Raw genomic sequence first — 24,804 nt, forward strand, 5'->3', positions numbered from 1 at the left:
AGGTTCGGCCACCCGCCAAAATCGGCCCCTGAAGCACGCGAGCCCCCGGCGACCTTGGAAACGGTCGCCGGGGGCGTCGTGGGGGCTTGGATCGGAGGCTGGGGGCCTCAGTCGCGCGGGGTGGCCTCCGCGGCCTGGTCGAGGCGGAAGGCCTCGTTCCCGAGCCCGATCCGGGCGTGCGCCTCGGGCCGGCGGGACTTCAGGAGCAGGCCGTGGACGAGTCCGGCCAGGGCGGCGACGAGGATGATCGCGGGCAGGGTCCAAGGCAGCGCGGAGCCCTCCTCGGCACCGACGAGGACGCCGAAGTCCTTCACGGTGTAGATGACGATGACGACGAGGGCGACGCCGGCGAGGCCCGCCGCGACGAGCCGCCACACCTGGGCGCCGGCGGTGCCCCGGCGGACGAAGAACGCGATGACGGCGAAGGAGGCGGTGGCCATGAGGGCGGTCACACCGAGGGCGCCGACGCTGCCCATCCAGGTGAACAGGTGCAGGACGGGGGTCGTGGGGTCGCCGATCGGCATGTCGTCGGTGAAGGCGAAGGCGAGGACGACGACGGCGGCGATGACCGTCTGGAGGAGGGAGCCGGTGGCGGGTGCGCCGGTGCCCGCGTTGGTGCGGCCGAAGCGGGCCGGCAGGAGGCCCTCGCGGCCCATGGCGAAGGCGTAGCGGGCGACGACGTTGTGGAAGCTCAGCATCGCGGCGAACATGCCCGTGACGAAGAGCACGTGCAGGACGTCGGTGAAGCCGGCGCCCAGGCGGGTCTGGGTGAGCTCGAAGAGCAGGCCCGGACCGGCCTCCGCGGAGGCCTTGACGACGGCGCCGGGTCCGGTGGCCACGGTCAGGGCCCAGGCGCTCAGGGCGAAGAAGAGGGCGACGAAGCCCACCGCGAGGAACATGACGCGGGAGACGACGATGTGCGGCTTGCTGGTCTCCTCGGCGTAGACCGGGGACTGCTCGAAGCCGACGAAGGCGGCGATGCAGAAGCACAGGGCGGTGCCGAGGCCGGCGCCGGAGAGGGTGGCGGGGTCGAAGGCGCTGAGCGAGAGGCCTTCGGGTCCGGGCTTGCCGAGGGCGGCGACGTCGAAGATGACGACGAGGGCGCACTCGACGAGGAGCAGGACGCCGAGCACCTTGGCGTTGAGGTCGATCTTCAGCCAGCCGAGGGCGCCGGTGGCGGCGACCGCGAGGAGGGCGGGGATCCACCAGGCGAGCTGTGTGTCGAGGTAGGTGGCGAAGAGGCCGGAGATCTCGAAGCCGAGGATGCCGTAGACGCCGACCTGCATGGCGCTGTAGGCGACGAGGGCGACGAGCGAGGCGGCGGCGCCGGCGGTGGGCCCGAGGCCGCGCGCGATGTACGCGTAGAAGGCGCCGGCGTTGTGGACGTGTCGGCTCATCTCGGCGTAGCCGATGCCGAACAGGGCGAGGACGACGCCGAGGATGACGAAGAGCAGCGGCTGACCGACGATGCCCATGACCCCGAAGATCGTGGGCATGACACCGGCGACGACCATCAGGGGTGCGCTGGCGGCGAGGACGGAGAGCAGCAGTCCGGCGGTGCCGAGTCGGTCGGCGCGCAGGGCCCGGTCCTGGCCCTTGTACGTGCGTATCTCGGCCTGGGCCGGAAGCGTGGTGGATCTGCCCGTCGGCATGGCGGGGTCCTTTCGGGGGTGTCGGTCCGTGGGTCGGTCCGGGTGCGGCGGACCGTCGGGGCTGGGGGTTTTGGTGACCGGCGACCTCTAGGCGGTGCCGAGTGCGGCGCTGCGCGCGGCGAGGAAGGCCTTGTGGGGGTCGCGGTCCGGGTAGGACCAGGGGGCGCGGGTGGCGTGGCTGCCGATCCGGTGGAAGAGGGCGGCGGCCTCGGCGGGGCGTCCCTCGCAGAGCTTGGCGTGGGCGAGGAAGTTGAGGTCGACGCGGTTGCGCGGGTGGTCGTCGCGTTCCCACTCCAGCCACCAGTCGAAGGCGGCGCGCAGGACCTGGCGGGCGCGCCGGCCGGTCCAGTGCTCCACGGCGGCCTCGGGCAGGGAGCGGCCCCGGTCGGCGGCGAGGACCCGGTAGCGCTCGGCGTGGGCGATGACGGGCAGGACGGCGAGCGGGGAGTCGGCCGGGGACTCCTCGGCGGCCCAGGCGGCGAAGTCGTAGACCTCGTGCAGGGGGTCGAGGCCGGCGGCGGGCGTGCGTTCGGCGAGCTTGGCGACCATGAGGTGGTGGGCGTGGTGGTGCTCGCGGTGGCGGGCCCGTACCTGGTCGAAGTGGCGGCTGAAGTCCTCTTCGGTGCCGAAGGCGCGGGTGAGCAGCAGCAGGCCCAGCCACGGCGTGGGGTCGGCCGGGTGGAGGGCGGCGGCGCGGCGGCAGGCCTCGTCGGCGGCCTCGGGGGTGCCCTTGCGGCGCAGGGCGGTGAAGACGGAGGCGCAGGCCAGGAGGGTGGCGGCGTCGGCGCTGTCCGGTTCGGCGAGGAGCCATTCGCGGGCCCAGGCGGTGGCGGCCGGGGTCTCGGCGAGGACGACGACGCGGTGGCCCCGGCGGTCCCAGTCGTCGCCGGTGGCGACCAGCAGGGAACGGACCCGGGCCCACCGACCCTGGGCGAACTGGGCGCGTACATCGACCAGTTCGGTGTCGCACAGGGCGGGGTCGAAGAGCTGGGCGTCCCGCTTGCGGGCGCGGCCGAGAGGCGGCGGAGGCGGGGACATCCGCTGATTCCCTTCAGGACGCGGGCGCGGGTGGACACCGTACGCGGGGGCGTACGGGGCGGGCTCGGGGTGGTGCGGGCGGATCGTACCCGTACCGGCACCGGATGATCACGCACAGCAAACCGGTAGGCACAGCTCCGCGTCAAGGTCCGTCCCGCTGGGTGGCGGGTTTCAACGGGTGGGGAAGGTGGACGAGTTGGGACGGATGTGGCGACCCGTTAACCCGATGGAGGGAAACCGGACGCGCTCGTAGGGTGATCACATGACGAGCTGTGAGGAACTGCGCCCGTACGAGCTGGGCTTCCCCGGTCCGCTGCGGGACCAGCTGGTGGCGGCGGTACTGAGCGGGGCGAAGACCACCACGACCGGGCTGCTGCAGGACTACCGGGCGGCCGACGAGCCGCTGCCCGAGCCGGGCGAGCGGGTGGCGCTGGTGGACTCCGAGGATCGGGTGGTGGCGGTGCTGGAGGTGACGGAGGTACGCGTCCTGCCGCTGGCCGAGGTGGATCTGCGGCACGCGCTGGACGAAGGGGAGGGCTACGGGTCCGTGGCCGAATGGCGCACGGCACACGAACGCTTCTGGCACAGCGAAGCGGTGCGGGCGGCGGTGGGCGACCCGCACTTCACGGTGGACGACGGCACGCCGGTGGTCACGGAGCGTTTCCGCATCGCCGAGGGCCCGTTCCGGCTCCCGGGCTGACCCCATAGGCTCCCTGCGCGTCGCGCCGCGTCGTCACGCCGTGGCGGCGGCGGCCGCCCGTCCCGCCGCGCGGCCGGAGAAGAGGCAGCCGCCGAGGAAGGTGCCCTCCAGGGCGCGGTAGCCGTGGACGCCTCCGCCGCCGAAGCCGGCGGCCTCGCCGGCCGCGTACAGCCCGGGAAGCGGTTCGCCGGACGGGGTCAGGACGCGGGAGGAGAGGTCGGTCTCCAGGCCGCCGAGGGACTTGCGGGTCAGGATCGAGAGCCGGACGGCGATGAGCGGGCCGGCCTCGGGGTCGAGGATCCGGTGGGGGGCGGCGGTGCGGATGAGCTTGTCTCCGAGGTAGCGGCGGGCGCCGCGGATGGCCGTCACCTGGAGGTCCTTGGTGAACGGGTTGACGACCTCCCGGTCGCGGGCCACGATCGCGCGCCGGACGGTGGCCTCGTCGAGCAGGTCCTGCTCGGTGACGGCGTTCATGCCGCGGACCAGGGCGGCGAGGTCACGCTCGACCACGAAGTCCGCGCCGTGGTCCATGAAGGCCCGGACGGGCGCGGGGACGGCCTGGCGGGCGCGGTCGACGACGCCCCGTATGGACTTCCCCGTCAGGTCGGGGTTCTGTTCGGAGCCGGAGAGGGCGAACTCCTTGCCGATGATCCGCTCGTTGAGGACGAACCACGTGTGGTCGTGGCCGGTGCGGGTGATGTGGTCGAGGGTGCCGAGGGTGTCGAAGCCGGGGAAGAGCGGTACGGGCAACCGCTTGCCTGTGGCGTCCAGCCAGAGCGAGGAGGGGCCGGGCAGGATGCGGATGCCGTGGCGGGCCCAGATGGGGTTCCAGTTCTCGATGCCCTCGGTGTAGTGCCACATCCGGTCCTTGTTGATGTGACTGGCGCCCGCGCGCTCGGCGATGCCGAGCATCAGCCCGTCCACGTGCGCCGGGACCCCGGACAGCATGCGCCGGGGCGGGGTGCCGAGGCGGGCGGGCCACTGGGCGCGCACCAGGTCGTGGTTGCCGCCGATGCCCCCGCTGGTGACGATCACGGCCTGCGCGCGCAGGGTGAACGTGCCGGTGGCCTCACGGCCGCTCGCGGTGCCCCGTACGGCCGGGGAGGGCGCGAGGATCTCACCGGTGACGGTGTCCAGGGCGCCGGCGGTGCCGGCGAGGCCGGTGACGCGGTGGCGGAAGGCGAGCCGTACGAGCCCGCGGGCGACGCCGGCACGGACCCGGCGTTCGAAGGGTTCCACGAGGCCGGGGCCGGTGCCCCAGGTGATGTGGAAGCGGGGGACGGAGTTGCCGGGGCCGCCCGCGTCGTAGCCGCCGCGCTCGGCCCAGCCGACCACCGGGAAGAAGCGGACGCCCTGCGCGTGCAGCCAGGGCCGCTTCTCGCCGGCCGCGAAGTCGACGTAGGCCTCGGCCCAGCGGCGGGGCCAGGCGTCCTCCTCGCGGTCGAAGCCGGCGGTGCCGAACCAGTCCTGGAGGGCGAGGGCGTGGCTGTCCTTGACGCGCATGCGGCGCTGCTCGGGCGAGTCCACGAAGAACAGTCCGCCGAAGGACCAGTGGGCCTGGCCACCGATCGACTGCTCGGGTTCCTGGTCGAGGAGGATCACCTTGCGTCCCGCGTCGACGAGCTCGGCGGTGGCCACGAGGCCGGCGAGGCCCGCTCCGATCACGATCACGTCAGCGTCGTACGTCATGCGTTGCCCGTCCTCCGGTCGGTGGTGGGGCAGATCCTTGGCTACGGAGCGGTAACCCGTCAACAGCGGTGGTTGGATGAGGGCGTGAGCGCTGCCGATGAGGTACTGGACGTGGTGGACCGCAACGACCGGGTGATCGGACGGGCGCCCCGGGGCGAGGTGTACCGCCGGGGGCTGATCCACCGGTGTGTGTTCGTGCTGGCCACGGACGAGCGGGGGCGGATCTTCGTCCACCGGCGGACGGCGTCGAAGCTGGTGTTCCCCTCCCACTACGACATGTTCGTGGGCGGGGTGCTGGGCACCGGGGAGGACTACGCGGACGCGGCGCTGCGGGAGGCCTCGGAGGAGCTGGGGGTGAGCGGGCTGGAGCGGCCGGCGCCGCTGTTCAAGTTCCTGTACGAGGGTCCGGGCGGGACGTGGTGGTCGTACGTGCACGAGGTGCGGTGCGACCTGCCGGTGGCTCCGCAGGAGTCGGAGGTGGACTGGCACGCGTGGCTGTCGCCGCGGGAGCTGGGGCGGCGGGTCGCGGACGGGGTGTGGCCGTGGGTGCCGGACGGGCTGGAGGCGTGGCGGCGGCTGGAGGCGTGGCGGGCCGGGTCCCCGTAGATTGGTCTGATGATCGGTTTCGTCAAGGACGTGCGCCTCTGGTTCGCGCCGCAGCGGCTGAGGAACGAGGGCGACACCCCGGACTACCGGTTCTCGCTGGCCAACGAGCGGACCTTCCTCGCCTGGATCCGGACCGCGCTGGCGCTGGTGGGCGGCGGGTTCGCGGTGGACCAGTTCCTGCCGGACCTGCGGTGGGGGGTGCGGGTCTCGATGGCGTTCGCCCTGCTGGCGGTGGGCGCGGCGTGCGCGCTGCGGGCGGTGAACCACTGGGCGCGGTGCGAGCGGGCGATGCGCCGGGGTGAGGACCTGCCGCTGTCGCGGTTCCCGGTGGTGCTGAGCCTGGGGGTGGGGCTGGTCGCGGTGGCGATGGTGGTGGTCGTGCTGCTGGGTTGGACGACGGGGCGGTGAGCGGGTCCGGTCCCGCCGTGGGTGAGGCCCGGGACGCCGGGTTGCAGCCCGAGCGGACGCGGCTGGCGTGGCGGCGTACGACCCTGGCCTGTTCGGTGGTGGCCGTGCTGGCGATCCGCCAGGCGCTGCACGGCTCCGCTTCGCCGCCGGAGGTGCTCGGCGCGGCGGTGGTGGCGCTGGTCTGGTTGGCGTTCCTGGGCCTGGCGCACCGTCGGATCCGGTCCCTGGCGGCGCCGCGGCCGGCCGCTCTGGCGCCGCGCGCGGCGTCGGCGCTGGTGGCGTGCACGGTGGCGTTGGCCCTGCTGGCGGTGGCGCTCGTCTTCTGAATCGTCCGAGGGGCTGACGTAGGACGGCGACACGAAGTGGGACAGAGCGGGCGCGAGGGGTCGAACGGGACTAGCCTCGGCGCCATGACGACCCTGCACCAGGAACACCCCCTGCACGCCCACACCCACGGTCCGGACTGCGGGCACCCGAAGGTGCCGCACGGCGACCACGTCGACTACGCGCACGACGGCCATCTGCACCGGGAGCACTCAGGGCACTGGGACGAGTGCGAGGCCCCGGGCCACAGCACCCACGAGGTGCACCCGCACGCGCACGGCGCGGACTGCGGCCACGAGTCCGTCAGGCACGGCGACCACGTCGACTACCTGCACGACGGGCACCGACACGCCGAGCACGACGGCCATTACGACGACCACTGACGTCCACCCTCCCCCACCCTCTCCCACTCCCCCACCCGCTCTCCCCGGGCCGGGCGGCGGCCGGCAGGATGCCGATCGTCCGTCAAAACGACCCGGGGAGAGCGTCCATGACCGCCGAAGAGCCGTATGTCCTCCAGCCCGCGCCCGGTGTGTACGCCTACGTGCAGCCGGACGGGGGCTGGTGCCTGAACAACGCCGGCTTCGTCAGCGACGGCGGGCGGACGCTGCTGGTCGACACGGCCGCGACCGAGCGGCGGGCGCTGGCCCTGCGGGCGGCCGTCGAGGCGGCCGGGGCGCCGGCGCCGGGCGTGGTGGTCAACACCCACCACCACGGCGACCACACGTACGGAAACGGCGTGTTCGCGGACGGGGCCGTGATCATCGGGCACGAGAACGCGCGCGCCGAACAGCTCGCCGCCGGGCACCAGCTGGAGCTGATCTGGCCCACGACCGACTTCGGCGCGATAGACATCACCGCGCCCACCCTCACCTACGCCGACCGGCTGACCCTGCACGTCGGGGAGACCGAGGTGCGGGTGATCCACCCGGGCGTCGCGCACACGACCGGCGATTCGGTGGTGTGGCTGCCGCGGCAGCGGGTCGTGTTCACCGGTGACCTGGTGTTCGCCGGGGGGACGCCGTTCCTGGCGATGGGTTCGCTGTCCGGGTCGCTGCGGGCGCTGGAACTGCTGCGCGGGCTCGGCGCCGAAACCGTCGTACCGGGGCACGGGCCGCTGACGGACCCGTCGGCGTACGAGGCCACGGAGCGGTACCTGCTGTTCGTGGCCGAGCTGGCGCGGGAGGGCCGGGAGAAGGGGCTGACCCCGCTGGAGACGGCGCGGCAGGCCGATCTCGGCGAGTTCGCCGCCTGGCGGGAGAGCGAGCGGCTGGTGGCGAACGTGCACCGGGCCTACGCGGAGCTGGCCGGGGAGGCGGAGGGGGCTCCGCTGGACATCATGGCGGTGCTGCGGGACATGACGGTGATGAACGGCGGGACGCCGATCCTGTGTCACGCGTGAGGTGAGACGGCGCGCGCCGGAGGAGTTCTTCGGCCCGCCCTCTGGACGGCATACCGACTGGTCGGCATGATGGGCGGAGTGATCGGCTGGTCGGCCCGGTCGGTCGGTCGGCCCGTCACCGCCCCACGTCCCACGTCCCACCACCCGCACGGAGGTGCCCCGTATGACGCCAGCCCCACAGGATCCGCGCGGCCTCGACCTGGCGCGGCTGCGCGAGCACCTCGACGCCGCCCGACCCGGCCTCGTCGCCGGGCCGCTGAGCGGCCGGCTGATCGAGGGGGGCCGGTCGAACCTGACGTACGCGATCACCGACGGCGCCTCCCGTTGGGTGGTGCGCCGCCCGCCCCTGGGCCACGTCCTGGCCACCGCGCACGACATGCGGCGCGAGCACCGGGTCATCTCCGCCCTGCACGACACGGCCGTGCCGGTGCCCGAGGCGCTGCTGCTGTGCGAGGACGAGGGGGTGGTGGGGGCCCCGTTCTACGTCATGGAGCACGTGGACGGGGTCCCGTACCGGACGGCGGAACAGCTCGCCGGGCTCGGCCCGGAGCGGACCCGGCGGGCGGTGCTGGGCCTCGTGGACACCCTGGTCGACCTGCACGCCGTGGATCCCGAGGCGGTGGGCCTGGGCGACTTCGGCCGCCCCGAGGGCTTCCTCGACCGGCAGTTGCGCCGCTGGGGCAAGCAGCTGGCGGCCTCCCGGGGGCGGGAGCTGGCCGGGGTGGACGAGTTGCACGCCGCGCTCGGCCGGGCGCTGCCCGACTCCCCCGCGCCGACCGTGGTGCACGGGGACTTCCGGCTGGACAACGTCCTGATCGGCGGCCCGGACGACACGGTGCGCGCGGTGCTGGACTGGGAGATGTCCACCCTGGGCGATCCGCTGACCGACCTCGGACTGCTCGTCATGTACAGCTCGGACCTGGGGCTGACGGACTCGCCCGTCAGTACGACGAGCCGCGCGCCGGGGCATCCGTCGCCGGCCGAGCTGGTCGAACGCTACGCCGCCCGCTCGGGGCGGGACACGGGCGCGATCGCCTGGTACACGGCCTTCGCCTGGTTCAAGCTCGCGGTGATCCTCGAAGGCATCCACTACCGGTACACGCTCGGCCAGACCGTCGGCGCGGGCTTCGACCGGATCGGGGAACTGGTCCCGGTCTTCATCGAGCACGGCCTGACCACCTTGCAGGACCTCCAGGAAGGCTGAGGAGCCGATCAGCATGGATTTCGCATTCGACGCCCGCACCGAGGAACTCCGCGAGCGGTTGCTCGCGTTCATGGAGGAGTACGTCTACCCGGCGGAGGCCGTCGCCGCCGGGCAGCGCGCGCGGCTGGCCTCGCCCTGGGACACCCCGGCCGTGTTCGGTGAACTGAAGGCGCAGGCGCGCCGTCAGGGGCTGTGGAACCTGTTCCTGCCCGATGCCGAGTACGGCGCCGGGCTGACCAACCTCCAGTACGCCCCGCTCGCCGAGATCACCGGTCGCAGCCCCCACCTGGCCCCGATGGCGACCAACTGCGCGGCCCCGGACACGGGGAACATGGAGCTCCTCGCGCAGTTCGGCAGCGAGGAGCACAAGAAGCGGTGGCTGGAGCCGCTGTTGGCCGGGGAGATCCGCTCCGCCTTCGCGATGACCGAGCCCGAGGTGGCGTCGTCGGACGCGACGAACATCGAGACGCGGATCGAGCGGGTGGGTGACGAGTACGTGGTCACCGGCCGCAAGTGGTTCATCTCGGGCGCGATGAACCCGGACTGTCGGATCTTCATCGTCATGGGCAAGACCGACCCGCAGGGCGCCGACCCGCGCCGCCAACAGTCGATGGTCCTGGTCCCCCGCGACACCCCGGGCGTCGAGGTGCGCCGGGCGATGACGGTGTACGGGTACGAGGACCACGACCACGGCGGGCACGCCGAGGTGGTCTTCGACGGGGCGCGGGTGCCGGCTGCGAACCTGATCGGCGAGGAGGGAGCGGGCTTCGCCATCGCGCAGGCGCGGCTCGGGCCGGGCCGGATCCACCACTGCATGCGGCTGATCGGCATGGCGGAGCGGGCGATCGAGCTGATGTGCCGGCGCGCGGTGGAGCGTACGGCCTTCGGCAAGCCGCTGGCCGCGCAGGGGGTCGTACAGAACTGGATCGCCGACGCCCGGGTGAGCGTGGAGCAGTTGCGGCTGCTGGTGCTGAAGACGGCCTGGCTGATGGACACCGTCGGCAACCGGGGCGCCCACACCGAGATCCAGGCCATCAAGATCGCCACGCCGCGCGCGGTGGTGAAGATCCTCGACGACGCGGTCCAGCTGTACGGGGCGGGCGGGGTCAGCCAGGACTTCCCGCTGGCCGAGCTGTGGGCGGCGGCGCGGACCCTGCGGCTGGCGGACGGCCCGGACGAGGTGCACCAGCGCTCGCTGGGCCGGCGGGAGCTGAAGCGGTACCTCTGAGCGGCGCCTTTGATCGGTGCCTCTGAGCGGTGCCTCCGAGCGGCCGCCGGACCCGGCTTACGGGCGCAGGGACCGCAGCAGGAGGTCGGCGAGGTGGTCGGCGACCTGGTGCGGGGTGAGCGGGCCGTCGGTGCGGTACCAGGTCGACAGGTGGTGGACGGAGCCGAAGTAGTAGTCCACCACCAGGTCGGCGGGGGTGGCCGTGGCGAACACGCCGGTGCGCTGCCCCTCCTCCACGAGGGCGCGGAAGCGCTCGTGGTAGCGGCGGCGCTCGGCCCGTACCTGCTTGTACTTCTCGGGGCTGAGCTGGTGCATCGACCGGAAGAAGATCATCGCGTCGTCGAGGTTCTCGATCGTGGTGACCACCACGTCGGCGGCGGCGGACCGCAGGCGCTCCTCCACGGGGGCGTCGGATCCGGCCACCGCGTCGAGCCGCTGCTGCTGGAGGCGCAGCATGCGCGCGTACACCTCGTGCAGCAGGTCGTCCTTCGAACCGAAGTAGTGGTAGAGCGCGCCCTTGGTGACGCCGGCCGCCTCGACGATCTCCTGGACGGAGGTGCGGTCGTAGCCCCGCTCGGCGAACAGCCTGGTGGCGACGGCCAGCAGCCGCTGCGGCACCGGAATCTCCCGGCCGCCGTCCTCGGGCTCCGTGGTGGTCCTCGCGGCCATGGCGCTCGCCTTCCTTTCCTGATCCTCGACTGACGCGGACTGTACGACCGTCCGACTGTTTTCAGCCGCGCTCGCGCAGTTCCCGTCGCAGGATCTTGCCACTGGTGGTCTGCGGAAGAACAGGCAGGATCTCCACCTCGCGCGGGTACTTGTACGCGGCCAGGCGCTCGGCGCAGTACGCGGACAGCTCGGCGGGCAGCGCGGAGGCGCCGGGGCGCAGGCTCACGTACGCCTTGACGCTCTCGCCCCGGTAGGGGTCGGGGACGCCGACGACGGCCGCCTCGCGGACGGCGGGGTGGGTGTAGAGGACGTCCTCCACCTCGCGCGGCCAGACCTTGAAGCCGGAGGCGTTGATCATGTCCTTCTTGCGGTCGACCACGTACAGCCAGCCGTCGGCGTCCATGAACCCGACGTCGCCGGTGCGCAGTTCCCCGTCGGGGAAGGTGGCGGCGCTCTCCTCGGGCAATCCCCAGTAGCCGGGAACGACCTGGGGGCCGCGGACGGCTATCTCGCCGGTCTTCCCGAGGGGCAGCTCGGCGCCGTCCTCGTCGAGGATCCGTACGAGGGTCTGCGCGCCGGGGACGCCGACCGAGAGGGTGCCGGAGGCGGGGTCGACGGGGGCTTCGAGGTGGGCGGGGACCGTGGCGCAGGGGGCGGTGCACTCGGTGAGGCCGTAGCCGTTGCGGAGGTAGAAGCCGAAGGAGGCGCGGAGGCGTTCGACGAGCGCGGGCGGCAGCGGGGCGCCGCCGGAGGAGAGCACCCGGAAGGACGCGAAGTGTTCGCGGGTGGCGGCGGGGTGGGCGGCGAGGGCGGTGAACGCGGTGGCGGGGCCGATGGCGTAGGCGGGGCGGTGTTCGAGGAAGGCGTCGAGGACGGCGCCGGCGTCGAAGCGGTGGGCGAGGACGAGGGTGCCGGCGTTCACGAGGCAGGTGGCGAGTTCGCAGACCAGGCCGGTGATGTGGAAGAGCGGGGCGAGGGCGAAGTAGCGGGCGCCTTCGGGGAGGGGGTGGCCGGTGACCTGGCGGGTGGCGTTGTAGGTGATCGCGCCGTGGGGGTTGAGGGCGCCCTTGGGGGTGCCCGAGGTGCCGGAGGTGTAGCTGATGAGGGCGGTGTCGGCGGCGGTGAGGCGGGGGTCGGGCGGCGCGGGGTGGCCCTGACGGGCCACGGTGGCGAGGTCGGCGGGGACCGGGACGGCCCCCGGGTCGGCGGGGACCGGGACGGCCCCCGGGTCGGCGGGGGCCGGGGCGGTCTCCTGGGCCGGGACGGCCTGGGCAGGAGCGGCCGGGGGCGGGGCGGCCGGGGGTGCGGCGGGTTCCCGGTCGGGGGCGGTCGGGGATGGGGGCGGGAAGACTCGGGGGTCGTTGCGGGTTTGGAAGTCCTGGTCGCGGGCGGTCAGGGTGACCCGTACGCCCGACCCGCGCGCGGTGTCCCGTAGGTACGCCTCCCACGCCCGCCCCTCGCACACGAGCGCGACCGCGCCGGAGTCGCGCAGGATGTGGCCGGCCTCCGCGGCCTTGTACATGGGGTTCAGCGGGACGACGACCGCCCCGGCCTTCCACGCGGCCAGCACGGCGAGCACGAAGTGCGGGGTGTTCTGGAGCATCACCGCGACCCGGTCGCCGCGGCCGACGCCCCGCTCGGCGAGGTGGCCGGCGAGGGAGTCGGAGAGGGCGTCGGTCTCGGCGTAGTCGACGCGGCCGTCGAAGTAGGCGAGGGCGGTACGGTGCGGGGCCCGCGCCACGGCCTCCCGGAAGGCGTGCAGCACGCTGGGGGCGGGGCTGATCGGGGCCCGCTGGGCGGGGCTGAGCCGCCCCAGCCACGGCATGGCGGCATACGGGGAGCCGGCGGCGACGGTGGACGGCCGTGTCACGGGGCCTCCCATTTCTGCTGGAGGTGGTTCATGGAGGCCAGCCAGCGGTCGGGGTGGCTCGCGCGGGCGACGTGGTAGTCCGCCACCTCGGGGTGCGGGAGGATCAAGAACCGGCCTTTCTCCATGCCGTCGAACAACGCGTCCGCGACCGCGTCCGGCTCGATCGCGGTCGGCGCGAGGACGAGTTCGCCCGCCGAGCCCGCGGCGGTCAGCATGTCGGTGCGCACGCCCTGCGGGCAGATCGCGTGGACCCGGACGCCGCGGTGGCGGTAGGTCAGCGACAGCCATTCCGCGTAGGCGAGGGCACCGTGCTTGGTGACACTGTACGGCGCCGCTCCGATCATGGTCAGCAGTCCGGCGGCGGAGACGGTCGACACGAAACGGCCGCCGCCGCGCTCCAGCCAGTCGGGCAGCAGGGTGCGGACGGCACGGACGTGGGCCATGACGTTGGTGTCCCAGGCCGCCTCCCAGACGTGCTCGTCCACGAACGCGTCGCCGCCCGAGGCGAGTCCCGCGTTGGCGCAGTACACGTCGACCGTGCCGCCGAGCGCCTCCCGGGCCTGCTCGGCGACGGTGGAGGCGTCGCCGGCCAGCGGGATCGCGCGCGCGCCGATCTCCCCGGCGACGGCGGCGGCCTTGGCCAGGTCGAGGTCGTTGACGACGACGGTGGCGCCCTCGGCGGCGAAGCGGCGGGCGAGGGCCGCGCCGATGCCGCCGCCCACGCCGGTGACGACGACTCGTTGGTCCTGGTACGCGCCGTACGCGCTCATGGGGGTCACCTCTCGCCGCGAACTGCCGGATGTCGTGTGCCGGATGGTGCAGCCCGAAGGCGCATGCCGGATCCGGGCAGACTAACCAGTCGGTATGTCGTGGCGGAAGGGGGGCGCGGCCGGTGGCGGGCGGCGTGGGTCGGGCCGGATCCGAAGGTGGGGACCTAGCGTGGCCGGATGACGCTGTCACGACGCGGGGTACTGGGACTGGCGGGGCTCGTGGGGACGGGGAACGGTGGGGCGGTGGGGCGGTGGGGGCGGTGGGGGCGGTGGGGCGGTGGGAACGGCGTCGGCCCTGGACGCGCCCGCCGCGCCCGCCGGGGCGGCCGGGGCGGCCGGGGCGGCGGAGCGGGTGCGGACCGGCTTCGAGCGGCTCGCCGCCGAGGGCTACGCGTCGCTCGCCGGGCAGCGCGTGGGCGTCGTCACCAACCCGACGGGGATCACCGCCGACGCCCGCCACCTGGTCGACGTCCTGCACGCCGACGAACGGGTGGACCTCGTCGCGGTGTTCGGCCCGGAGCACGGGTTCCGGGGGACGGCGCAGGCCGGCGGCTCGGAGGGGGCGGCCCGGGATCCGGCGACGGGGCTGCCGGTGTACGACACGTACGGCGCGAGCGGGCAGAAGCTCGCGGACCTCTTCACGGCGGCGGGGATCGACACGGTCGTCTTCGACATCCAGGACGTCGGCGCGCGCTTCTACACCTACGTCTGGACCCTCTACGACTGCATGCGCGCGGCCGCCCTCGCCGACAAGACGGTGGTGGTGCTGGACCGGCCCAACCCGGTCGGCGGCCGGCGGGCGGCCGGGCCGGTGCTGCGGCCCGCGTACGCGAGCTTCGTGGGGCGGGAGCCGATCGCGCTCGCACACGGGATGACGGCGGCGGAACTGGCCCTGCTGTTCAACGGGGAGTTCCTGGCCGGGAAGCCGGCGCGGTTGCGGACGGTGCGGATGTCGGGCTGGCGGCGGGACGCCCTCTTCGGTGCGACCGGGCTGCCGTGGGTGCCGCCGAGCCCGAACATGCCGACCCCGGACACGGCGCTCGCGTACGCCGGGACCTGTCTGTTCGAGGGGACCAACCTGTCCGAGGGGCGGGGGACGACGACGCCCTTCGAGGTGCTGGGCGCGGAGGGGCTGGACCGGCGGTGGGCGGAGGCGGCGAGCGCGTTGGAGCTGCCGGGGGTGTGGTTCCGGGAGGCCTGGTTCACTCCGTCGTTCTCCAAGCACGCGGGGAAGGTGTGCGGCGGGGTCCGGCTGATCGTCCACGACCGGGAGGCGTTCGACCCGGTCCGCGCGGGGATCGGGCTGCTGGTGACGGCGCGACGGGTGTGGAGCGGTTTCGGCTGGCGGGCGGACCACTGGATCGACCGGCTGACCGGCTCCGACCGGGTGCGGACCATGGTCGACGCCGGCGCGAGCGTGGAGGAGATCGCGGGTGACTGGGCGGCGGGGCTGGCCCGTTTCGCGGCGGTCCGGGAGGAGTACCTGCTGTATCCGTGAGCGGCCCGCGATCCGGTGGTGTCGGGGGGCTGGCCGGGAAAGGCGGGCGGCGGGATGCTGCGGACGGCACCACAGGCGCGGCGTGGAGGGGGAGGTCATGGTGGGGATCGGGGCCGTGGGCGGCATCGGGGCGGGCACCTGGCGGGTCGCCAGGGCGGTGGGCGGGATCGGGGTGGGCGGGATCGGGGTGGGCCCGTACCGGGAGCTTTCCTTCGACGCGCAGGGGGACGTGGATCCGACGGCGCAGGAGGCGGTGGCCCGGATCGAGGCCACGGACCTGCTGGTCTTCGCGCACGGGTGGAACAGCGACCGCTCGACCTCGACCCGGTTGTACGACCGGTTCTTCGCCCCCTTCCCCGGGCTGGTGGGCACGGGGGTACGGCTGGGGTACGTGGGGGTGGTGTGGCCCTCGATCCGCTTCGCCGACGAGCCGATACCCGACTTCGACCCGCCGGGCGCCCTGGTCGGTCCGGGGTACGGGACGGCCTTGGACCCGGACACGCGGCGGGCGCTCGGGGAGTTCTGGCCGGGTCGGGAGGCGCAGGTGGACCGGGTCGCCGAACTGCTGGAGGAGCGGCCGGAGTCGGAGGCGGCCCTCGTGGAGTTCGGGGCGCTGGTACGGGAACTGGCCGGGGTGGACGGGGCCGCGACGGCCGCCGCGGCCCGGGTGCCGGCGCTGTTCTCGCTGGACGTGCTCGCGGTGTGCCGGGACCTCGCGGGGGCGCTGGTGGAGGCGGGCTGCGGCGAGGTGGCCGGCGGGGGCGGTGAGGCGGGCGGCGGCGAGGTGGCTGCGGCGTTCGCGATCCGTGGCGGGCCGCGGGCCCTGTGGAGCGGGGCCAAGGAGCTGCTGCGCCAGGCGACGTACTACGAGATGAAGAAGCGGGCCGGGGTCGTCGGCGAGCACGGGCTCGGCCCGTTCCTCACCGAACTGGCGCTGCGCCGTCCGGCCCTGCGGGTGCACCTGATCGGCCACAGCTTCGGGGCGCGCCTGGTCTCGTTCGCGCTGCGCGCCACTGCGGACGGCTCGCGACACGTCGCCTCGCTGACGCTGCTCCAGGGGGCCTTCTCGCACTACGCGTTCAGTGGCCGACTCCCCCACGACGCGCGCCGCGGCGGCTCGCTGGCCGGGCTCCAGCGCAGGGTGACCGGGCCGGTGGTGGCCTGCCATTCCGCGCACGACACGGCACTGGGGCTCTTCTATCCGATGGCCTCCCGGATGGCAGGCGATTCGGCCGGTCTCCTCGGCTTCGCCGAACGGTGGGGCGCGATCGGGCACGGAGGGGTACGGGAGGTGTCGGGCGCCCCACGCCTGAGCCTCGACGCCGCCCTGCGCGACGGTCTGCCGACGACCGGTTGCGTCAGTGTGGACGCGGGCTCGGTGGTGCGGCGCGGCGGTGCGCCGTCGGGGGCGCACAGCGACATCTGCCACGAGGAACTGGCCCGGATCGTGGTGGCCGCGGGGCGCATGGGGCGCTGACTTCCGGCCATGTGCCACCCGCACGCCTCGACCGCCCCCGCATGCGCCCACATCCGACCGGGCATGTTGGGCACGTCGGGGAGGGCTGCTTCGTTCGACGGAGTAGCGCGGACTCAGGTGTGGGGCAGGGGCACGGCGGAGGTGAAGGTGCGATGGCGGGTTTTCGGAGTCTGGCCTATCAGGTGCGCGACGCGCGCAACGACCGGGCCCTGCGGCGCCATTCGCTGCGCCGCTGCCTGGAGCGGTTCGCCCCGTACGGGCACCGGGCGACGTGGTGGCACCTGTGCGACCGGCACGGGATCGCTCCCGAGGACCGGGGCGCGGATCCGCTGAGGCTGGTCGCGGCCCTGGAGGAGTTGGAGGACGCGCGGGCGGTCTGGTTGGAGTACGAGCGGCAGTTCGCGGCGCGGCGCAGACGGGAGAAGCACGACGGGGTGCGCCGGCCGGAGTGGGCGTGGGGCGGCAGCGGGGACGCGGTGGTGCGGTGCGCGGATCCCGGGGTGCGGCCGGAGGGGACGTTGGGCGAGGTGCTGCGGCGGCTGGTGAGGGCGCTGGAGTCCGAGCCGGGGACGGCGTGCCCGGTGTGCGGGGAGCGGGAGTTGAGCTGGCCGAGCGCGCTCGCGGGGCCCGGTGCGTGGGCCGGGGCGTGGGCGTGGGACGGGCCGGTGTGCGGGGGGTGCGGCATCGTGGTGCCGAGACCGGCGCTGGCGGACACGGTGCTGGTGCACCGGGAGTCGGCGGGTGCGGCGTGAGTCTCGGGGCGGGGGACGGTTTCGGGGGGCTCGTCGCGGGTGGGTCGCTTCAGGTCGTGTTGAACGGGGGGCGGGGCGGCGCCGACGGGCCGGCGGTGCCGATGTCGCCGCGGGAGCTGGCGGAGTCGGCGGTGGCGGCCGTCGCCGCCGGGGCCGGGGAGGTCCTCGTCCATCCCAGGACCCCGTGCGGTCGGGAGAGCCTGTCGCCCCGGGTGGTGGGGCCGGTGCTGGAGGAGTTGCGCGGCGCGGGGGTCCGCGTACCTCTGGCGGTGCCGGCGGATGTCGCCGAGGAGCCGGATCCCGGGGCCCGGATCGAGCGGGTGCGGTCCTGGACGGTGCTGCCCGAGCGGGCGACGGTGCGGTTCGCCGAGCCGGGGGCGCGGGAGGTGGCGCAGGCCCTGCTGGCGCGCGGGGTCGCGGTGGACGCGGTGGTGCCGCTGGGCGGTGGGGCCGGGCCGGAGCCGCTGGCCCGCTTCCTGGAGTGGGCCGCGCCCGACCGGGGCCGGTCCGGCTGGTGGCGGAGCCGGCCGACGCGGCGGCGCTCGCCGGGCTGTGCCGGCTGCCGCCGGTGCGGATCCTGCTGTTCGGGCGGGAGGGCGCCGCGTGGCCGACGCTGCGGCTGGCCGCGCGGTGCGGCGCCGATGCGCGGATCGGCGTAGGGGATGTGCTGCGGCTGCCGGACGGAGCGCCCGCCCGCTCCAACGCGGAACTGGTCGCGGCGGCCCGCGAGGAGATACGCCGGGCGGGCGCGGGCTCGGGCGCGACCTAGGACGACAGCCGGGAGCCGGTGAGGCGTTCGCCGAAGACGTCGTCGGGGTTGGACAGGGCGCAGTTCTCCAGGGAGAGGCAGCCGCAGCCGATGCAGTCGGTCAAGTGGTCGCGCAGGCGGCCGAGTTGGTTGATCCGCTGGTCGAGCTCGGTCCGCCAGTTCTCGGACAGGAGCGCCCAGTCCTCCTTGGTCGGGGTGCGCTCCTCCGGCAGTTGGGCGAGGGCGTCCCTGATGCTGGAGAGCGGGATGCCCACGCGCTGCGCCGCCCGGACGAAGGCGACCCGGCGCAGCGTGTCACGGGTGTAGCGCCGCTGGTTGCCGGAGGTGCGTCGGCTGCTGATCAGGCCCTTCGTCTCGTAGAAGTGGAGCGCCGAGACGGCCGCTCCACTGCGGGCGGACAGCTGACCGACGGTGAGTTCGTGGACTTTTTCAGGAATCTGCGGCACACGACCGAGCGTAGCCGGGCGTCCGTTGACATACACATACGGACCCCAGCATGCTGAGCAAGCGCTTATTCGCCACTCTGGAGCGCGTCCGTCGCAGGAGCCGTGGGAAGACAGGGGCAGGGCATGGCCGAACCGAGGATCTTCACCTCCGCCGAGGAGCTGCGCGCCGGTATCGGCGATCCGCTCGGCCCCAGCGAATGGCTGGAGGTGGACCAGAAGCGCATCGACCTCTTCGCGGACGCGACCGGCGACCACCAGTGGATCCACGTGGACCCGGAGCGGGCGGCGGACGGGCCCTTCGGTTCCACCATCGCGCACGGCTATCTGACGCTGTCACTGCTGCCCAGCCTGGTGCCGCGGATCATGCGGGTCGAGGGCATGCGGATGGGCATCAACTACGGGGTGGACAAGGTCCGTTTCCCGGCGCCGGTGCCGGTCGGCTCGCGGTTGCGGGCCACCGCGGTGATCACGTCGGTCACCGAGGCGGGCGGCGGGGTGCAGGTCGCGGCGACCGTGACGGTCGAGCGCGAGGGCGGCGAGAAGCCGGTCTGCGTGGCGGAGTCGGTGTCGCGCTACTACTTCTGACCGCCGTCGGGACCGGGGCCGGAGCCCGGTCGCGCGGCCACCATGCGCAGGACGAGGTCGGAGTAGAGCGCGCCGACCTCGTCGGGCGTGCGGTGTCCGGAGGCGTTGAACCAGCGGGCCACGTCGATGCACAGCGACAGTACGGCGAGGGTGGTGCCCGGCACGTCGGGGACGTCGAACTCGCCGGCCCGCACGCCGTCGGAGAGGATCCGGCGCACGGCGGCGTCGCTCTGTCGGCGCAGCGCGACGATCTCGGTGCGGTGCTCGTGGCCGAGGGCGTCGAGCTCGTACTGGACCACGCGCGCGGTGGTGTGGTGCCCGGCGTGCCAGCGCACGAAGGACCGTACGGCCTCGTCGAGGCGCTCGGCGGCGCTGCCGGGGCCGTCGGCGGCGGTCTCCAGGATCTCCAGGGCCTTGTCGTGCCCGATGCGGCTGATCCGGTGGAGGAGCTCTTCCTTCGTCTTGTAGTGGATGTAGAGGGCGGCCGGGCTCATGCCGGCGCGACCGGCGATGTCACGTGTGGTGGTCGCGTGGTAGCCGCGCTCGGCGAACGCCTCGACCGCGGCGACGAGCAGCCGCCGCGCGGCGTCGGGGGTGACCTCCGACCACGGCTGGTAGCCGCCGGTCTGCGCCGCGCTCTCCATCGCTCGCTCACCCTCTTCGCGGTGTAGGAACCCTGTGGGAAAGGAACACCCTACCCGAGGGTGAGCAAGCGCTTAGGCCGTGTCTTGTGGATCACGATCACGATCACGCCCCGGCTGCTTGCGTGTCGCGGCGAAGGGGTCGTACTCCGTCATCAGCTTCTCCATCCGTGCCTGGTCGACCCGGGAGACGATCTGGGTGACCTCTTGGCGGTCGCGGATCACCTTGGCGAGGGTGAAGGCCGAGGTCGTCAGGTACAGGACGGCGATGCCGAGGAAGGCCCGCACCCAGGCGTCGGCGTCCAGGTTGTAGATCCCCAGGGACACCGCGCCGAGGGCGATGCCGAAGGAGGCGACGGCCTGGCCGTAGTACGCCCCCGTGTTCTGCTGCTTGACCGGTGTCTCGTTCATGGCTCCAGCGTGGGGGCGGGGCGCCGCGCGCGCATGGGTGCGCGTACTCACCTCCGTACTCAGCCGGTTGCCCGGACCGCGCCGACGTCCGGTGGGCGCTCAGAAGGCCGAGACTCCCGTACGGGCGCGCCCGATCAGCAGCTTCTGGACCTGGCTGGTGCCCTCGTAGAGGGTCATCACGCGGGCGTCGCGCAGCAGCTTGCCGGCCGGGTACTCGTCGACGTAGCCGTATCCGCCGTGCACCTGGAGGGCGTTGCTCGCGGCGCGCACGGCGGCCTCGGAGGCGAAGAGCTTGGCGGTGGAGGCCTCGGTGGCGAAGGGCCGCCCGCGGTCGATGAGGTCGGCGACGCGCCAGGTCAGCAGGCGGGCCGCGTCCACGTCGACGGAGATGTCGGCGATGAGCTCCTGGACGAGCTGGTGGTGGGCGATCGGCTTGCCGAACTGCTCGCGCCGCGCGGCGTACGAGACCGCCGCGTCCAGCGCCGCCTGCGCGATGCCGACACAGCCGGCCGCCACCGACATCCGCCCCTTGGCCAGCGCCGACATGGCGACGGAGAAGCCCTTGCCCTCCGGTCCGAGCATCGCCGAGGCCGGTACGCGTACGGCGTCCAGGGCGAGTTCGGCGGTGGCCTGGCCGCGCAGGCCGAGCTTGCCGTGGATCTCGCGGCGGGTCAGGCCGGGGCTGTCGGCGGGGACGAGGAAGGCGGAGATCCCTCGGTGGCCCGGCGTGTCGTTCGTGCGGGCGAAGAGCAGGACGACGTCGGCCCAGGTGCCGTTGGTGATGAACATCTTGCTGCCGCTGATGACGTACGCGCCCCCCTCGCGTGCGGCGCGCGTGGTGAGGGCGGCCGCGTCCGAGCCGGTACCGGGCTCGGTCAGCCCGAAGCAGCCCAGCGCCTCGCCGGAGCACAGGCGGGGCAGCCAGGCGCGCTTCTGCTCCTCGCTCCCCCACGCGGCGAGCGTCTTGGCGACCAGGCCGAGGGAGACGGAGACGATGCCGCGCACGGCGGAGTCGGCGCGACCGAGTTCCTCGGTGACGAGGACGTAGGACAGGTGGTCGCCGCCGGAGCCGCCGTACTCCTCGGGGACGGTGAGCCCGAGGAAGCCGAGGTCGCCGAGCTTCTTCACGATGGACCGGTCGACGCTCTCGGCCCGGTCCCAGGCGGCGGCGTACGGGGCGATCTCGCGGTCGCCGAACGCGCGGGCGAGCCGGCGGACGGCGTCCTGCTCCTCGCTGAGCTCCAGGTTCACGGGGTCCCTCCGGGCTCGGTCCGGGGCTTTAACTAGCACCGGTAGTTTATGGCGGGCAGGCCCTACTATGTGGCGCATGGCCAGACCGCGCAAGCCCCTCCTCAGCCGCGACCGCATCGTCGAGACGGCGGGCGCGCTGGTGGACGCGGAGGGGTTGGAGGCCGTGTCGACGCGGCGGCTGGCGGCAGCGCTCGGGGTCAGCGGGCCCTCCCTGTACAACCACTTCCGGACGAAGGACGCGATTCTGGAGGCGGTGGCGGACGCGGTGAGCGCGCGGGTCGACCTGTCGATGTTCGAGGTCGGGGACGGCCGGGACTGGCGGGAGGCGCTGCGCGACTGGGCGCACTCGTACCGGGCCGCCCTGGCGGACCATCCGAACATCGTCCCGGTGCTGGCCCGGGGGCCGGGGCGGCGGCCGGCCGGACTGCGGGTGGCCGACGCGGTGTTCGGGGCGATGACGCGGGCGGGCTGGCCGGCGGCGCACGCGACGCGCATCGGCGCCCTGATGCGGTACTTCATCCTGGGCTCGGCGGTGGGGTCCTTCGCCGAGGGGTTCGTGGACGACGAGAGCGCCTACGACCCGGCCGACTACCCGCACCTGGGGCAGGCCCATCTGCTGGCGGAGCGGCGGCGCGAGGTGGACGAGGGCGCCTTCGAGACGGGCCTGACGGCGCTGCTGGACGGGCTCGCCCTCCAGTTCGCGGCGCTGCCCCGGTAGGACGGGGGCGGGCGTCCCGTCCTACGCGCCGTCGGGAGGTGGTGCGGAGGACGACCGGCGTCAGAAGACGATCAGGGAGCGTCCGCCCTTGCCTGCGAGCATCGCGTCGAAGGCGGCCGGTATGCCGTCGAGGGTGATGCGGTCGGTGACCATCGAGGCGAGGTCGAGGCGGCCGGCGCGGACGTGTTCGGCGATCACCGGCAGGTCGCGGGCGGGGTCGCTGTTGCCGTAGACGCAACCGGTGAGGGTGCGGGCGAAGTGGAAGATCTCCAGCGCGTGGAAGGAGACCCGCTGGTCCTTGCCGCCGATGCCGACGACGGTGGTGCGCCCGCCCCGGCGGGTGGACTCCCAGGCTCCGCGGATGGTTTCCGTCCGGCCGACGCATTCGACGGCCACGTCGACGCCCTGTCCGGCGGTGAGGGCGCGGATCTGCCGGGGGGTGGCGTCGGAGGCGAGGACGAAGTCCGTGGCGCCGGCCGCGCGGGCCAGTTCCTCCTTGGCCGGGGAGACGTCCACGGCGACGATCGGCCCCGCCTCGGCGATCCGGGCCGCCTGGAGCGCGGCCAGCCCGACCCCGCCGACGCCGAAGACCGCCACCGATTCGCCGGGACGGACCTGCGCGCTGTGGCGGACGGCGCCGTATCCGGTGAGGACGGCGCAGCCGAGGAGGGCGGCCTCGACCGGCGGGATCCCGGCGGGCGCGGGCAGGACGCAGCGCGCCGCGACGACGGTCTCCTCGGCGAAGGCGGCGACGTTGAGCCCGGGGTGGAGCGGGGTGCCGTCCGCGTCGTGGGCGTAGACGGCGCCGACGCCCGTCAGCGCTTCGGCGCAGAGCCAGACCTCGCCGATCAGGCAGTGGTGGCACGCTCCGCACGAGGGGGCCCAGTTGAGGACCACGGCGTCGCCCGGGGCGACGTGCGTGACGCCCTCACCGACGGCGAGGACCGTCCCCGCGCCCTCGTGTCCGAGGACGGCGGGGACGGGCACGCGCATGGTGCCGTTGGTGAGGGAGAGGTCGGAGTGGCAGACGCCGGCTGCGGTGAGCCGCACCCGGACCTGGCCGGGGCCGGGCTCTGGCAGCACGATCTCCCGTATCTCCAGCGGGGCTCCGACGGCGGGCAGGATGGCGGCGCGGACCATGGTCGTCGTCTCTCCGTAGTCTATTCCGGGGGTACGGGATCTCGGGGCCGGCCGGCGGCCGGCCGCAAGGGGCGGGGGCGGGGCGGGCGGGGGCGGGGCGGGCCGGGGTCAGAACTGGAGGGACTTGGTCTGGAGGTACTCCCCCAGGCCGTGCGGGCCCAGCTCGCGGCCGACGCCCGACTGCTTGTAGCCACCGAAGGGCGCGAGCACGTTGAAGCGGCCTCCGTTGATGTCCACCTGGCCGGTGTCCATACGGCGCGCGAAGGCGACCGCCGTCTCCTCGTCGGCCGCCCAGACCGCGCCGCCGAGGCCGTAGACGGTGCCGTTGGCGATGCGCAGGGCGTCGTCCTCGTCCGCGTAGGGCAGGATCGCCAGGACCGGACCGAAGATCTCCTCCTGGGCGATGGTCATGTCGGGGGTGACGTCGGCGAAGACGGTGGGCGCGACGAAGTACCCCCGCTCCCGGGGGGCTTCGGGGCCGCCCACGACGAGGCGCGCGCCCTCCTCGACTCCCCGGTCGATGTACGCGCGCACCCGGTCGCGCTGGGTGGCGTTGACGACGGGGCCGAGGCGGGTGTCGGGGGCGAGGGGGTCGCCGACGGGGTACTTGGCGACGGCGGCGGCCGCCAGGGCGACGGCCTCCTCGTACTGGTCCCGGTGGACGAGCATCCGGGTGAGCGCGTTGCAGCTCTGGCCGGTGTTGTTCATGACGTGTCCGACGCCCACCGCAACGGCCTTGGCCAGATCGGCCCCGGGCAGGATGACGTTCGCCGACTTGCCGCCCAGTTCGAGGGCGACGCGCTTGACGGCGGCGCCGGCGATGGCGCCGATCTTCCGGCCGACGGCGGTCGAGCCGGTGAAGGAGACGAGGTCGACTCCCTCGTGTTCGGCCAGCGCCTGGCCGGCGACCGGGCCGGTGCCGGTCACGAGGTTGAAGACGCCGGCGGGGATGCCCGCCTCGTGCACGGCTTCGGCGAAGAGCTGTGCGGTCAGCGGGGTGTCCTCGGCGGGCTTGAGGACGACGGTGCAGCCGGCGGCGAGAGCGGGCGCCACCTTGGCAACGACCTGGTGCAGCGGATAGTTCCAGGGGGTGATGGCCCCGACGACGCCGACCGGCTCCAGCAGCACCGTGGAGTTGCCGATGCGCTCCTCGAAGGCGTAGGAGGCACCGAGTTCGGCGTAGGAGGCGGCCACCGCGATCGGCGAGCCGACGTGCACGGCGTCGGCGAAGCCCAGGGGCGAGCCGAGTTCGGCGGTGACGGTCTCGGCGATCTCGCTCCTCCGGGCGACGAGCCTGTCGCGCAGGGCGCCGATCAGGGCGGCGCGGTCGGCCGGAGCCGTGGCCGCCCAGGCCGGGAAGGCCGCACGGGCCGCCCGTACGGCCGCGTCCACGTCCTCGGCCGTGCCGGCCGGGACCGAGGCGACGACCTGTTCGTCGGCCGGGTTGACGACCTCGATCCGGTCGGAACCGGCGGCGGGGCGCCATTCCCCGTCGATGTACATCCCGTCGTGTGCCTTCATGGCATTCCTCCCGAGCCGCACGAGCGCGTAGACCT

27 protein-coding genes are annotated in these 24,804 nt (G+C 73.8%); 15 read left to right on the forward strand and 12 right to left on the reverse strand.

Features of this window, described 5'->3' with window-relative positions; genetic code table 11:
* Window positions 1-107: 107 nt before the first annotated feature.
* Window positions 108-1,652 (reverse strand): APC family permease, encoded by a 1,545-nt coding sequence (locus M4D82_RS07675; RefSeq protein WP_249765314.1) that lies wholly within the window; start codon window positions 1,650-1,652, stop codon window positions 108-110.
* An 87-nt stretch (window positions 1,653-1,739) separates the two neighbouring features.
* Window positions 1,740-2,690: a hypothetical protein gene (locus M4D82_RS07680; protein ID WP_249765315.1), complete on the reverse strand. Its 951-nt coding sequence runs from the start codon at window positions 2,688-2,690 to the stop codon at window positions 1,740-1,742.
* A 262-nt stretch (window positions 2,691-2,952) separates the two neighbouring features.
* Between M4D82_RS07680 and M4D82_RS07685 the strand changes: the two genes are divergently transcribed.
* A complete protein-coding gene (locus tag M4D82_RS07685; RefSeq protein ID WP_249765316.1) occupies window positions 2,953-3,390 on the forward strand; it encodes an ASCH domain-containing protein in 438 nt (145 codons plus the stop codon).
* A 33-nt stretch (window positions 3,391-3,423) separates the two neighbouring features.
* On the opposite strand, the gene M4D82_RS07690 is transcribed toward M4D82_RS07685, so the two are convergent.
* On the reverse strand, window positions 3,424-5,079 hold the full coding sequence (locus M4D82_RS07690) for an FAD-binding dehydrogenase (protein ID WP_249765317.1): 1,656 nt from the start codon (window positions 5,077-5,079) through the stop codon (window positions 3,424-3,426).
* A gap of 84 nt (window positions 5,080-5,163) precedes the next feature.
* Between M4D82_RS07690 and M4D82_RS07695 the strand changes: the two genes are divergently transcribed.
* The 7 genes from M4D82_RS07695 to M4D82_RS07725 all read left to right on the forward strand — a co-directional run bounded on the left by M4D82_RS07695 (window position 5,164) and on the right by M4D82_RS07725 (window position 10,251).
* A complete protein-coding gene (locus tag M4D82_RS07695; protein WP_249765318.1) occupies window positions 5,164-5,685 on the forward strand; it encodes an NUDIX hydrolase in 522 nt (173 codons plus the stop codon).
* 9 nt (window positions 5,686-5,694) lie between these two features.
* On the forward strand, window positions 5,695-6,093 hold the full coding sequence (locus tag M4D82_RS07700; protein ID WP_249765319.1) for a YidH family protein: 399 nt from the start codon (window positions 5,695-5,697) through the stop codon (window positions 6,091-6,093).
* 17 nt (window positions 6,094-6,110) lie between these two features.
* Entirely contained in the window at window positions 6,111-6,419 is a 309-nt protein-coding gene (locus tag M4D82_RS07705) for a DUF202 domain-containing protein (RefSeq protein WP_249765320.1), read from the forward strand.
* Window positions 6,420-6,503: 84 nt separating this feature from the next.
* Window positions 6,504-6,800, forward strand: a complete 297-nt coding sequence (locus M4D82_RS07710; protein ID WP_249765321.1) for a hypothetical protein — start codon at window positions 6,504-6,506, stop codon at window positions 6,798-6,800.
* Window positions 6,801-6,907: 107 nt separating this feature from the next.
* A complete protein-coding gene (locus tag M4D82_RS07715; RefSeq protein WP_249765322.1) occupies window positions 6,908-7,819 on the forward strand; it encodes an MBL fold metallo-hydrolase in 912 nt (303 codons plus the stop codon).
* Window positions 7,820-7,982: 163 nt separating this feature from the next.
* The gene (locus M4D82_RS07720) at window positions 7,983-9,023 is read left to right on the forward strand and encodes a phosphotransferase family protein (RefSeq protein WP_249765323.1); all 1,041 of its coding nucleotides are present in this window, start codon (window positions 7,983-7,985) and stop codon (window positions 9,021-9,023) included.
* A 13-nt stretch (window positions 9,024-9,036) separates the two neighbouring features.
* Window positions 9,037-10,251 (forward strand): acyl-CoA dehydrogenase family protein, encoded by a 1,215-nt coding sequence (locus M4D82_RS07725; RefSeq protein ID WP_249765324.1) that lies wholly within the window; start codon window positions 9,037-9,039, stop codon window positions 10,249-10,251.
* A gap of 57 nt (window positions 10,252-10,308) precedes the next feature.
* Here the strand turns inward: M4D82_RS07725 and M4D82_RS07730 are convergent, their stop codons facing one another.
* The 3 genes from M4D82_RS07730 to M4D82_RS07740 all read right to left on the reverse strand — a co-directional run bounded on the left by M4D82_RS07730 (window position 10,309) and on the right by M4D82_RS07740 (window position 13,560).
* Window positions 10,309-10,920, reverse strand: coding sequence for a TetR/AcrR family transcriptional regulator (locus M4D82_RS07730; protein ID WP_249765325.1), 612 nt, complete (start codon window positions 10,918-10,920; stop codon window positions 10,309-10,311).
* A gap of 61 nt (window positions 10,921-10,981) precedes the next feature.
* Entirely contained in the window at window positions 10,982-12,802 is a 1,821-nt protein-coding gene (locus M4D82_RS07735) for an AMP-binding protein (protein ID WP_502988887.1), read from the reverse strand.
* On the reverse strand, window positions 12,787-13,560 hold the full coding sequence (locus tag M4D82_RS07740) for an SDR family oxidoreductase (RefSeq protein WP_249765326.1): 774 nt from the start codon (window positions 13,558-13,560) through the stop codon (window positions 12,787-12,789). Before M4D82_RS07740 ends, M4D82_RS07735 begins: the two co-directional genes overlap by 16 nt.
* A 277-nt stretch (window positions 13,561-13,837) precedes the next feature.
* Between M4D82_RS07740 and M4D82_RS07745 the strand changes: the two genes are divergently transcribed.
* From M4D82_RS07745 to M4D82_RS34280, 5 genes are all read left to right on the forward strand, one after another.
* Window positions 13,838-15,058, forward strand: a complete 1,221-nt coding sequence (locus M4D82_RS07745) for an exo-beta-N-acetylmuramidase NamZ family protein (RefSeq protein ID WP_249765327.1) — start codon at window positions 13,838-13,840, stop codon at window positions 15,056-15,058.
* A 97-nt stretch (window positions 15,059-15,155) separates the two neighbouring features.
* Window positions 15,156-16,535, forward strand: coding sequence for an alpha/beta fold hydrolase (locus tag M4D82_RS07750; protein ID WP_249765328.1), 1,380 nt, complete (start codon window positions 15,156-15,158; stop codon window positions 16,533-16,535).
* A gap of 152 nt (window positions 16,536-16,687) precedes the next feature.
* A complete protein-coding gene (locus M4D82_RS07755) occupies window positions 16,688-17,287 on the forward strand; it encodes a hypothetical protein (RefSeq protein ID WP_249765329.1) in 600 nt (199 codons plus the stop codon).
* Between the two features lie 56 nt (window positions 17,288-17,343).
* A complete protein-coding gene (locus tag M4D82_RS07760) occupies window positions 17,344-17,946 on the forward strand; it encodes a 3-keto-5-aminohexanoate cleavage protein (protein ID WP_349637049.1) in 603 nt (200 codons plus the stop codon).
* Window positions 17,856-18,056: a 3-keto-5-aminohexanoate cleavage protein gene (locus tag M4D82_RS34280; RefSeq protein WP_349637050.1), complete on the forward strand. Its 201-nt coding sequence runs from the start codon at window positions 17,856-17,858 to the stop codon at window positions 18,054-18,056. The genes M4D82_RS07760 and M4D82_RS34280 overlap by 91 nt, the downstream gene beginning before the upstream one ends.
* Here the strand turns inward: M4D82_RS34280 and soxR are convergent.
* Window positions 18,053-18,502, reverse strand: coding sequence for a redox-sensitive transcriptional activator SoxR (gene soxR, locus M4D82_RS07765; protein WP_249765330.1), 450 nt, complete (start codon window positions 18,500-18,502; stop codon window positions 18,053-18,055). The two genes, M4D82_RS34280 and soxR, sit on opposite strands and share 4 nt — an antisense overlap.
* Window positions 18,503-18,625: 123 nt before the next feature.
* Between soxR and M4D82_RS07770 the strand changes: the two genes are divergently transcribed.
* On the forward strand, window positions 18,626-19,087 hold the full coding sequence (locus M4D82_RS07770) for a MaoC family dehydratase (protein ID WP_249765331.1): 462 nt from the start codon (window positions 18,626-18,628) through the stop codon (window positions 19,085-19,087).
* On the opposite strand, the gene M4D82_RS07775 is transcribed toward M4D82_RS07770, so the two are convergent.
* From M4D82_RS07775 to M4D82_RS07785, 3 genes are all read right to left on the reverse strand, one after another.
* Window positions 19,078-19,731, reverse strand: coding sequence for a TetR/AcrR family transcriptional regulator (locus M4D82_RS07775; protein WP_249765332.1), 654 nt, complete (start codon window positions 19,729-19,731; stop codon window positions 19,078-19,080). The two genes, M4D82_RS07770 and M4D82_RS07775, sit on opposite strands and share 10 nt — an antisense overlap.
* A gap of 72 nt (window positions 19,732-19,803) precedes the next feature.
* The gene (locus M4D82_RS07780; protein WP_249765333.1) at window positions 19,804-20,139 is read right to left on the reverse strand and encodes a YiaA/YiaB family inner membrane protein; all 336 of its coding nucleotides are present in this window, start codon (window positions 20,137-20,139) and stop codon (window positions 19,804-19,806) included.
* Between the two features lie 99 nt (window positions 20,140-20,238).
* Window positions 20,239-21,390 (reverse strand): acyl-CoA dehydrogenase family protein, encoded by a 1,152-nt coding sequence (locus M4D82_RS07785; protein ID WP_249765334.1) that lies wholly within the window; start codon window positions 21,388-21,390, stop codon window positions 20,239-20,241.
* Between the two features lie 67 nt (window positions 21,391-21,457).
* Between M4D82_RS07785 and M4D82_RS07790 the strand changes: the two genes are divergently transcribed.
* On the forward strand, window positions 21,458-22,108 hold the full coding sequence (locus M4D82_RS07790) for a TetR/AcrR family transcriptional regulator (RefSeq protein ID WP_249765335.1): 651 nt from the start codon (window positions 21,458-21,460) through the stop codon (window positions 22,106-22,108).
* Window positions 22,109-22,168: 60 nt separating this feature from the next.
* Here the strand turns inward: M4D82_RS07790 and M4D82_RS07795 are convergent, their stop codons facing one another.
* Together M4D82_RS07795 and M4D82_RS07800 are read right to left on the reverse strand one after the other, a co-directional pair.
* Window positions 22,169-23,248, reverse strand: coding sequence for a Zn-dependent alcohol dehydrogenase (locus tag M4D82_RS07795; RefSeq protein WP_249765336.1), 1,080 nt, complete (start codon window positions 23,246-23,248; stop codon window positions 22,169-22,171).
* 108 nt (window positions 23,249-23,356) lie between these two features.
* Window positions 23,357-24,769, reverse strand: a complete 1,413-nt coding sequence (locus M4D82_RS07800; RefSeq protein ID WP_249765337.1) for an aldehyde dehydrogenase family protein — start codon at window positions 24,767-24,769, stop codon at window positions 23,357-23,359.
* Window positions 24,770-24,804: the final 35 nt, after the last annotated feature.

The organism is Streptomyces sp. RerS4, assembly GCF_023515955.1.
Classification (GTDB): domain Bacteria; phylum Actinomycetota; class Actinomycetes; order Streptomycetales; family Streptomycetaceae; genus Streptomyces.

Excerpts from the sequence above, each read along its gene's own strand:
- M4D82_RS07675 (WP_249765314.1), bottom strand. The coding sequence starts at position 1,652 with ATGCCGACGGGCAGATCCACCACGCTTCCGGCCCAGGCCGAGATACGC.
- M4D82_RS07680 (WP_249765315.1), bottom strand. The coding sequence starts at position 2,690 with ATGTCCCCGCCTCCGCCGCCTCTCGGCCGCGCCCGCAAGCGGGACGCC.
- M4D82_RS07685 (WP_249765316.1), top strand. The coding sequence starts at position 2,953 with ATGACGAGCTGTGAGGAACTGCGCCCGTACGAGCTGGGCTTCCCCGGT.
- M4D82_RS07690 (WP_249765317.1), bottom strand. The coding sequence starts at position 5,079 with ATGACGTACGACGCTGACGTGATCGTGATCGGAGCGGGCCTCGCCGGC.
- M4D82_RS07700 (WP_249765319.1), top strand. The coding sequence starts at position 5,695 with ATGATCGGTTTCGTCAAGGACGTGCGCCTCTGGTTCGCGCCGCAGCGG.
- M4D82_RS07710 (WP_249765321.1), top strand. The coding sequence starts at position 6,504 with ATGACGACCCTGCACCAGGAACACCCCCTGCACGCCCACACCCACGGT.
- M4D82_RS07715 (WP_249765322.1), top strand. The coding sequence starts at position 6,908 with ATGACCGCCGAAGAGCCGTATGTCCTCCAGCCCGCGCCCGGTGTGTAC.
- M4D82_RS07720 (WP_249765323.1), top strand. The coding sequence starts at position 7,983 with ATGACGCCAGCCCCACAGGATCCGCGCGGCCTCGACCTGGCGCGGCTG.
- M4D82_RS07725 (WP_249765324.1), top strand. The coding sequence starts at position 9,037 with ATGGATTTCGCATTCGACGCCCGCACCGAGGAACTCCGCGAGCGGTTG.
- M4D82_RS07730 (WP_249765325.1), bottom strand. The coding sequence starts at position 10,920 with ATGGCCGCGAGGACCACCACGGAGCCCGAGGACGGCGGCCGGGAGATT.
- M4D82_RS07735 (WP_502988887.1), bottom strand. The coding sequence starts at position 12,802 with ATGGGAGGCCCCGTGACACGGCCGTCCACCGTCGCCGCCGGCTCCCCG.
- M4D82_RS07740 (WP_249765326.1), bottom strand. The coding sequence starts at position 13,560 with ATGAGCGCGTACGGCGCGTACCAGGACCAACGAGTCGTCGTCACCGGC.
- M4D82_RS07750 (WP_249765328.1), top strand. The coding sequence starts at position 15,156 with ATGGTGGGGATCGGGGCCGTGGGCGGCATCGGGGCGGGCACCTGGCGG.
- M4D82_RS07755 (WP_249765329.1), top strand. The coding sequence starts at position 16,688 with ATGGCGGGTTTTCGGAGTCTGGCCTATCAGGTGCGCGACGCGCGCAAC.
- M4D82_RS07770 (WP_249765331.1), top strand. The coding sequence starts at position 18,626 with ATGGCCGAACCGAGGATCTTCACCTCCGCCGAGGAGCTGCGCGCCGGT.
- M4D82_RS07775 (WP_249765332.1), bottom strand. The coding sequence starts at position 19,731 with ATGGAGAGCGCGGCGCAGACCGGCGGCTACCAGCCGTGGTCGGAGGTC.
- M4D82_RS07780 (WP_249765333.1), bottom strand. The coding sequence starts at position 20,139 with ATGAACGAGACACCGGTCAAGCAGCAGAACACGGGGGCGTACTACGGC.
- M4D82_RS07790 (WP_249765335.1), top strand. The coding sequence starts at position 21,458 with ATGTGGCGCATGGCCAGACCGCGCAAGCCCCTCCTCAGCCGCGACCGC.
- M4D82_RS07795 (WP_249765336.1), bottom strand. The coding sequence starts at position 23,248 with ATGGTCCGCGCCGCCATCCTGCCCGCCGTCGGAGCCCCGCTGGAGATA.
- M4D82_RS07800 (WP_249765337.1), bottom strand. The coding sequence starts at position 24,769 with ATGAAGGCACACGACGGGATGTACATCGACGGGGAATGGCGCCCCGCC.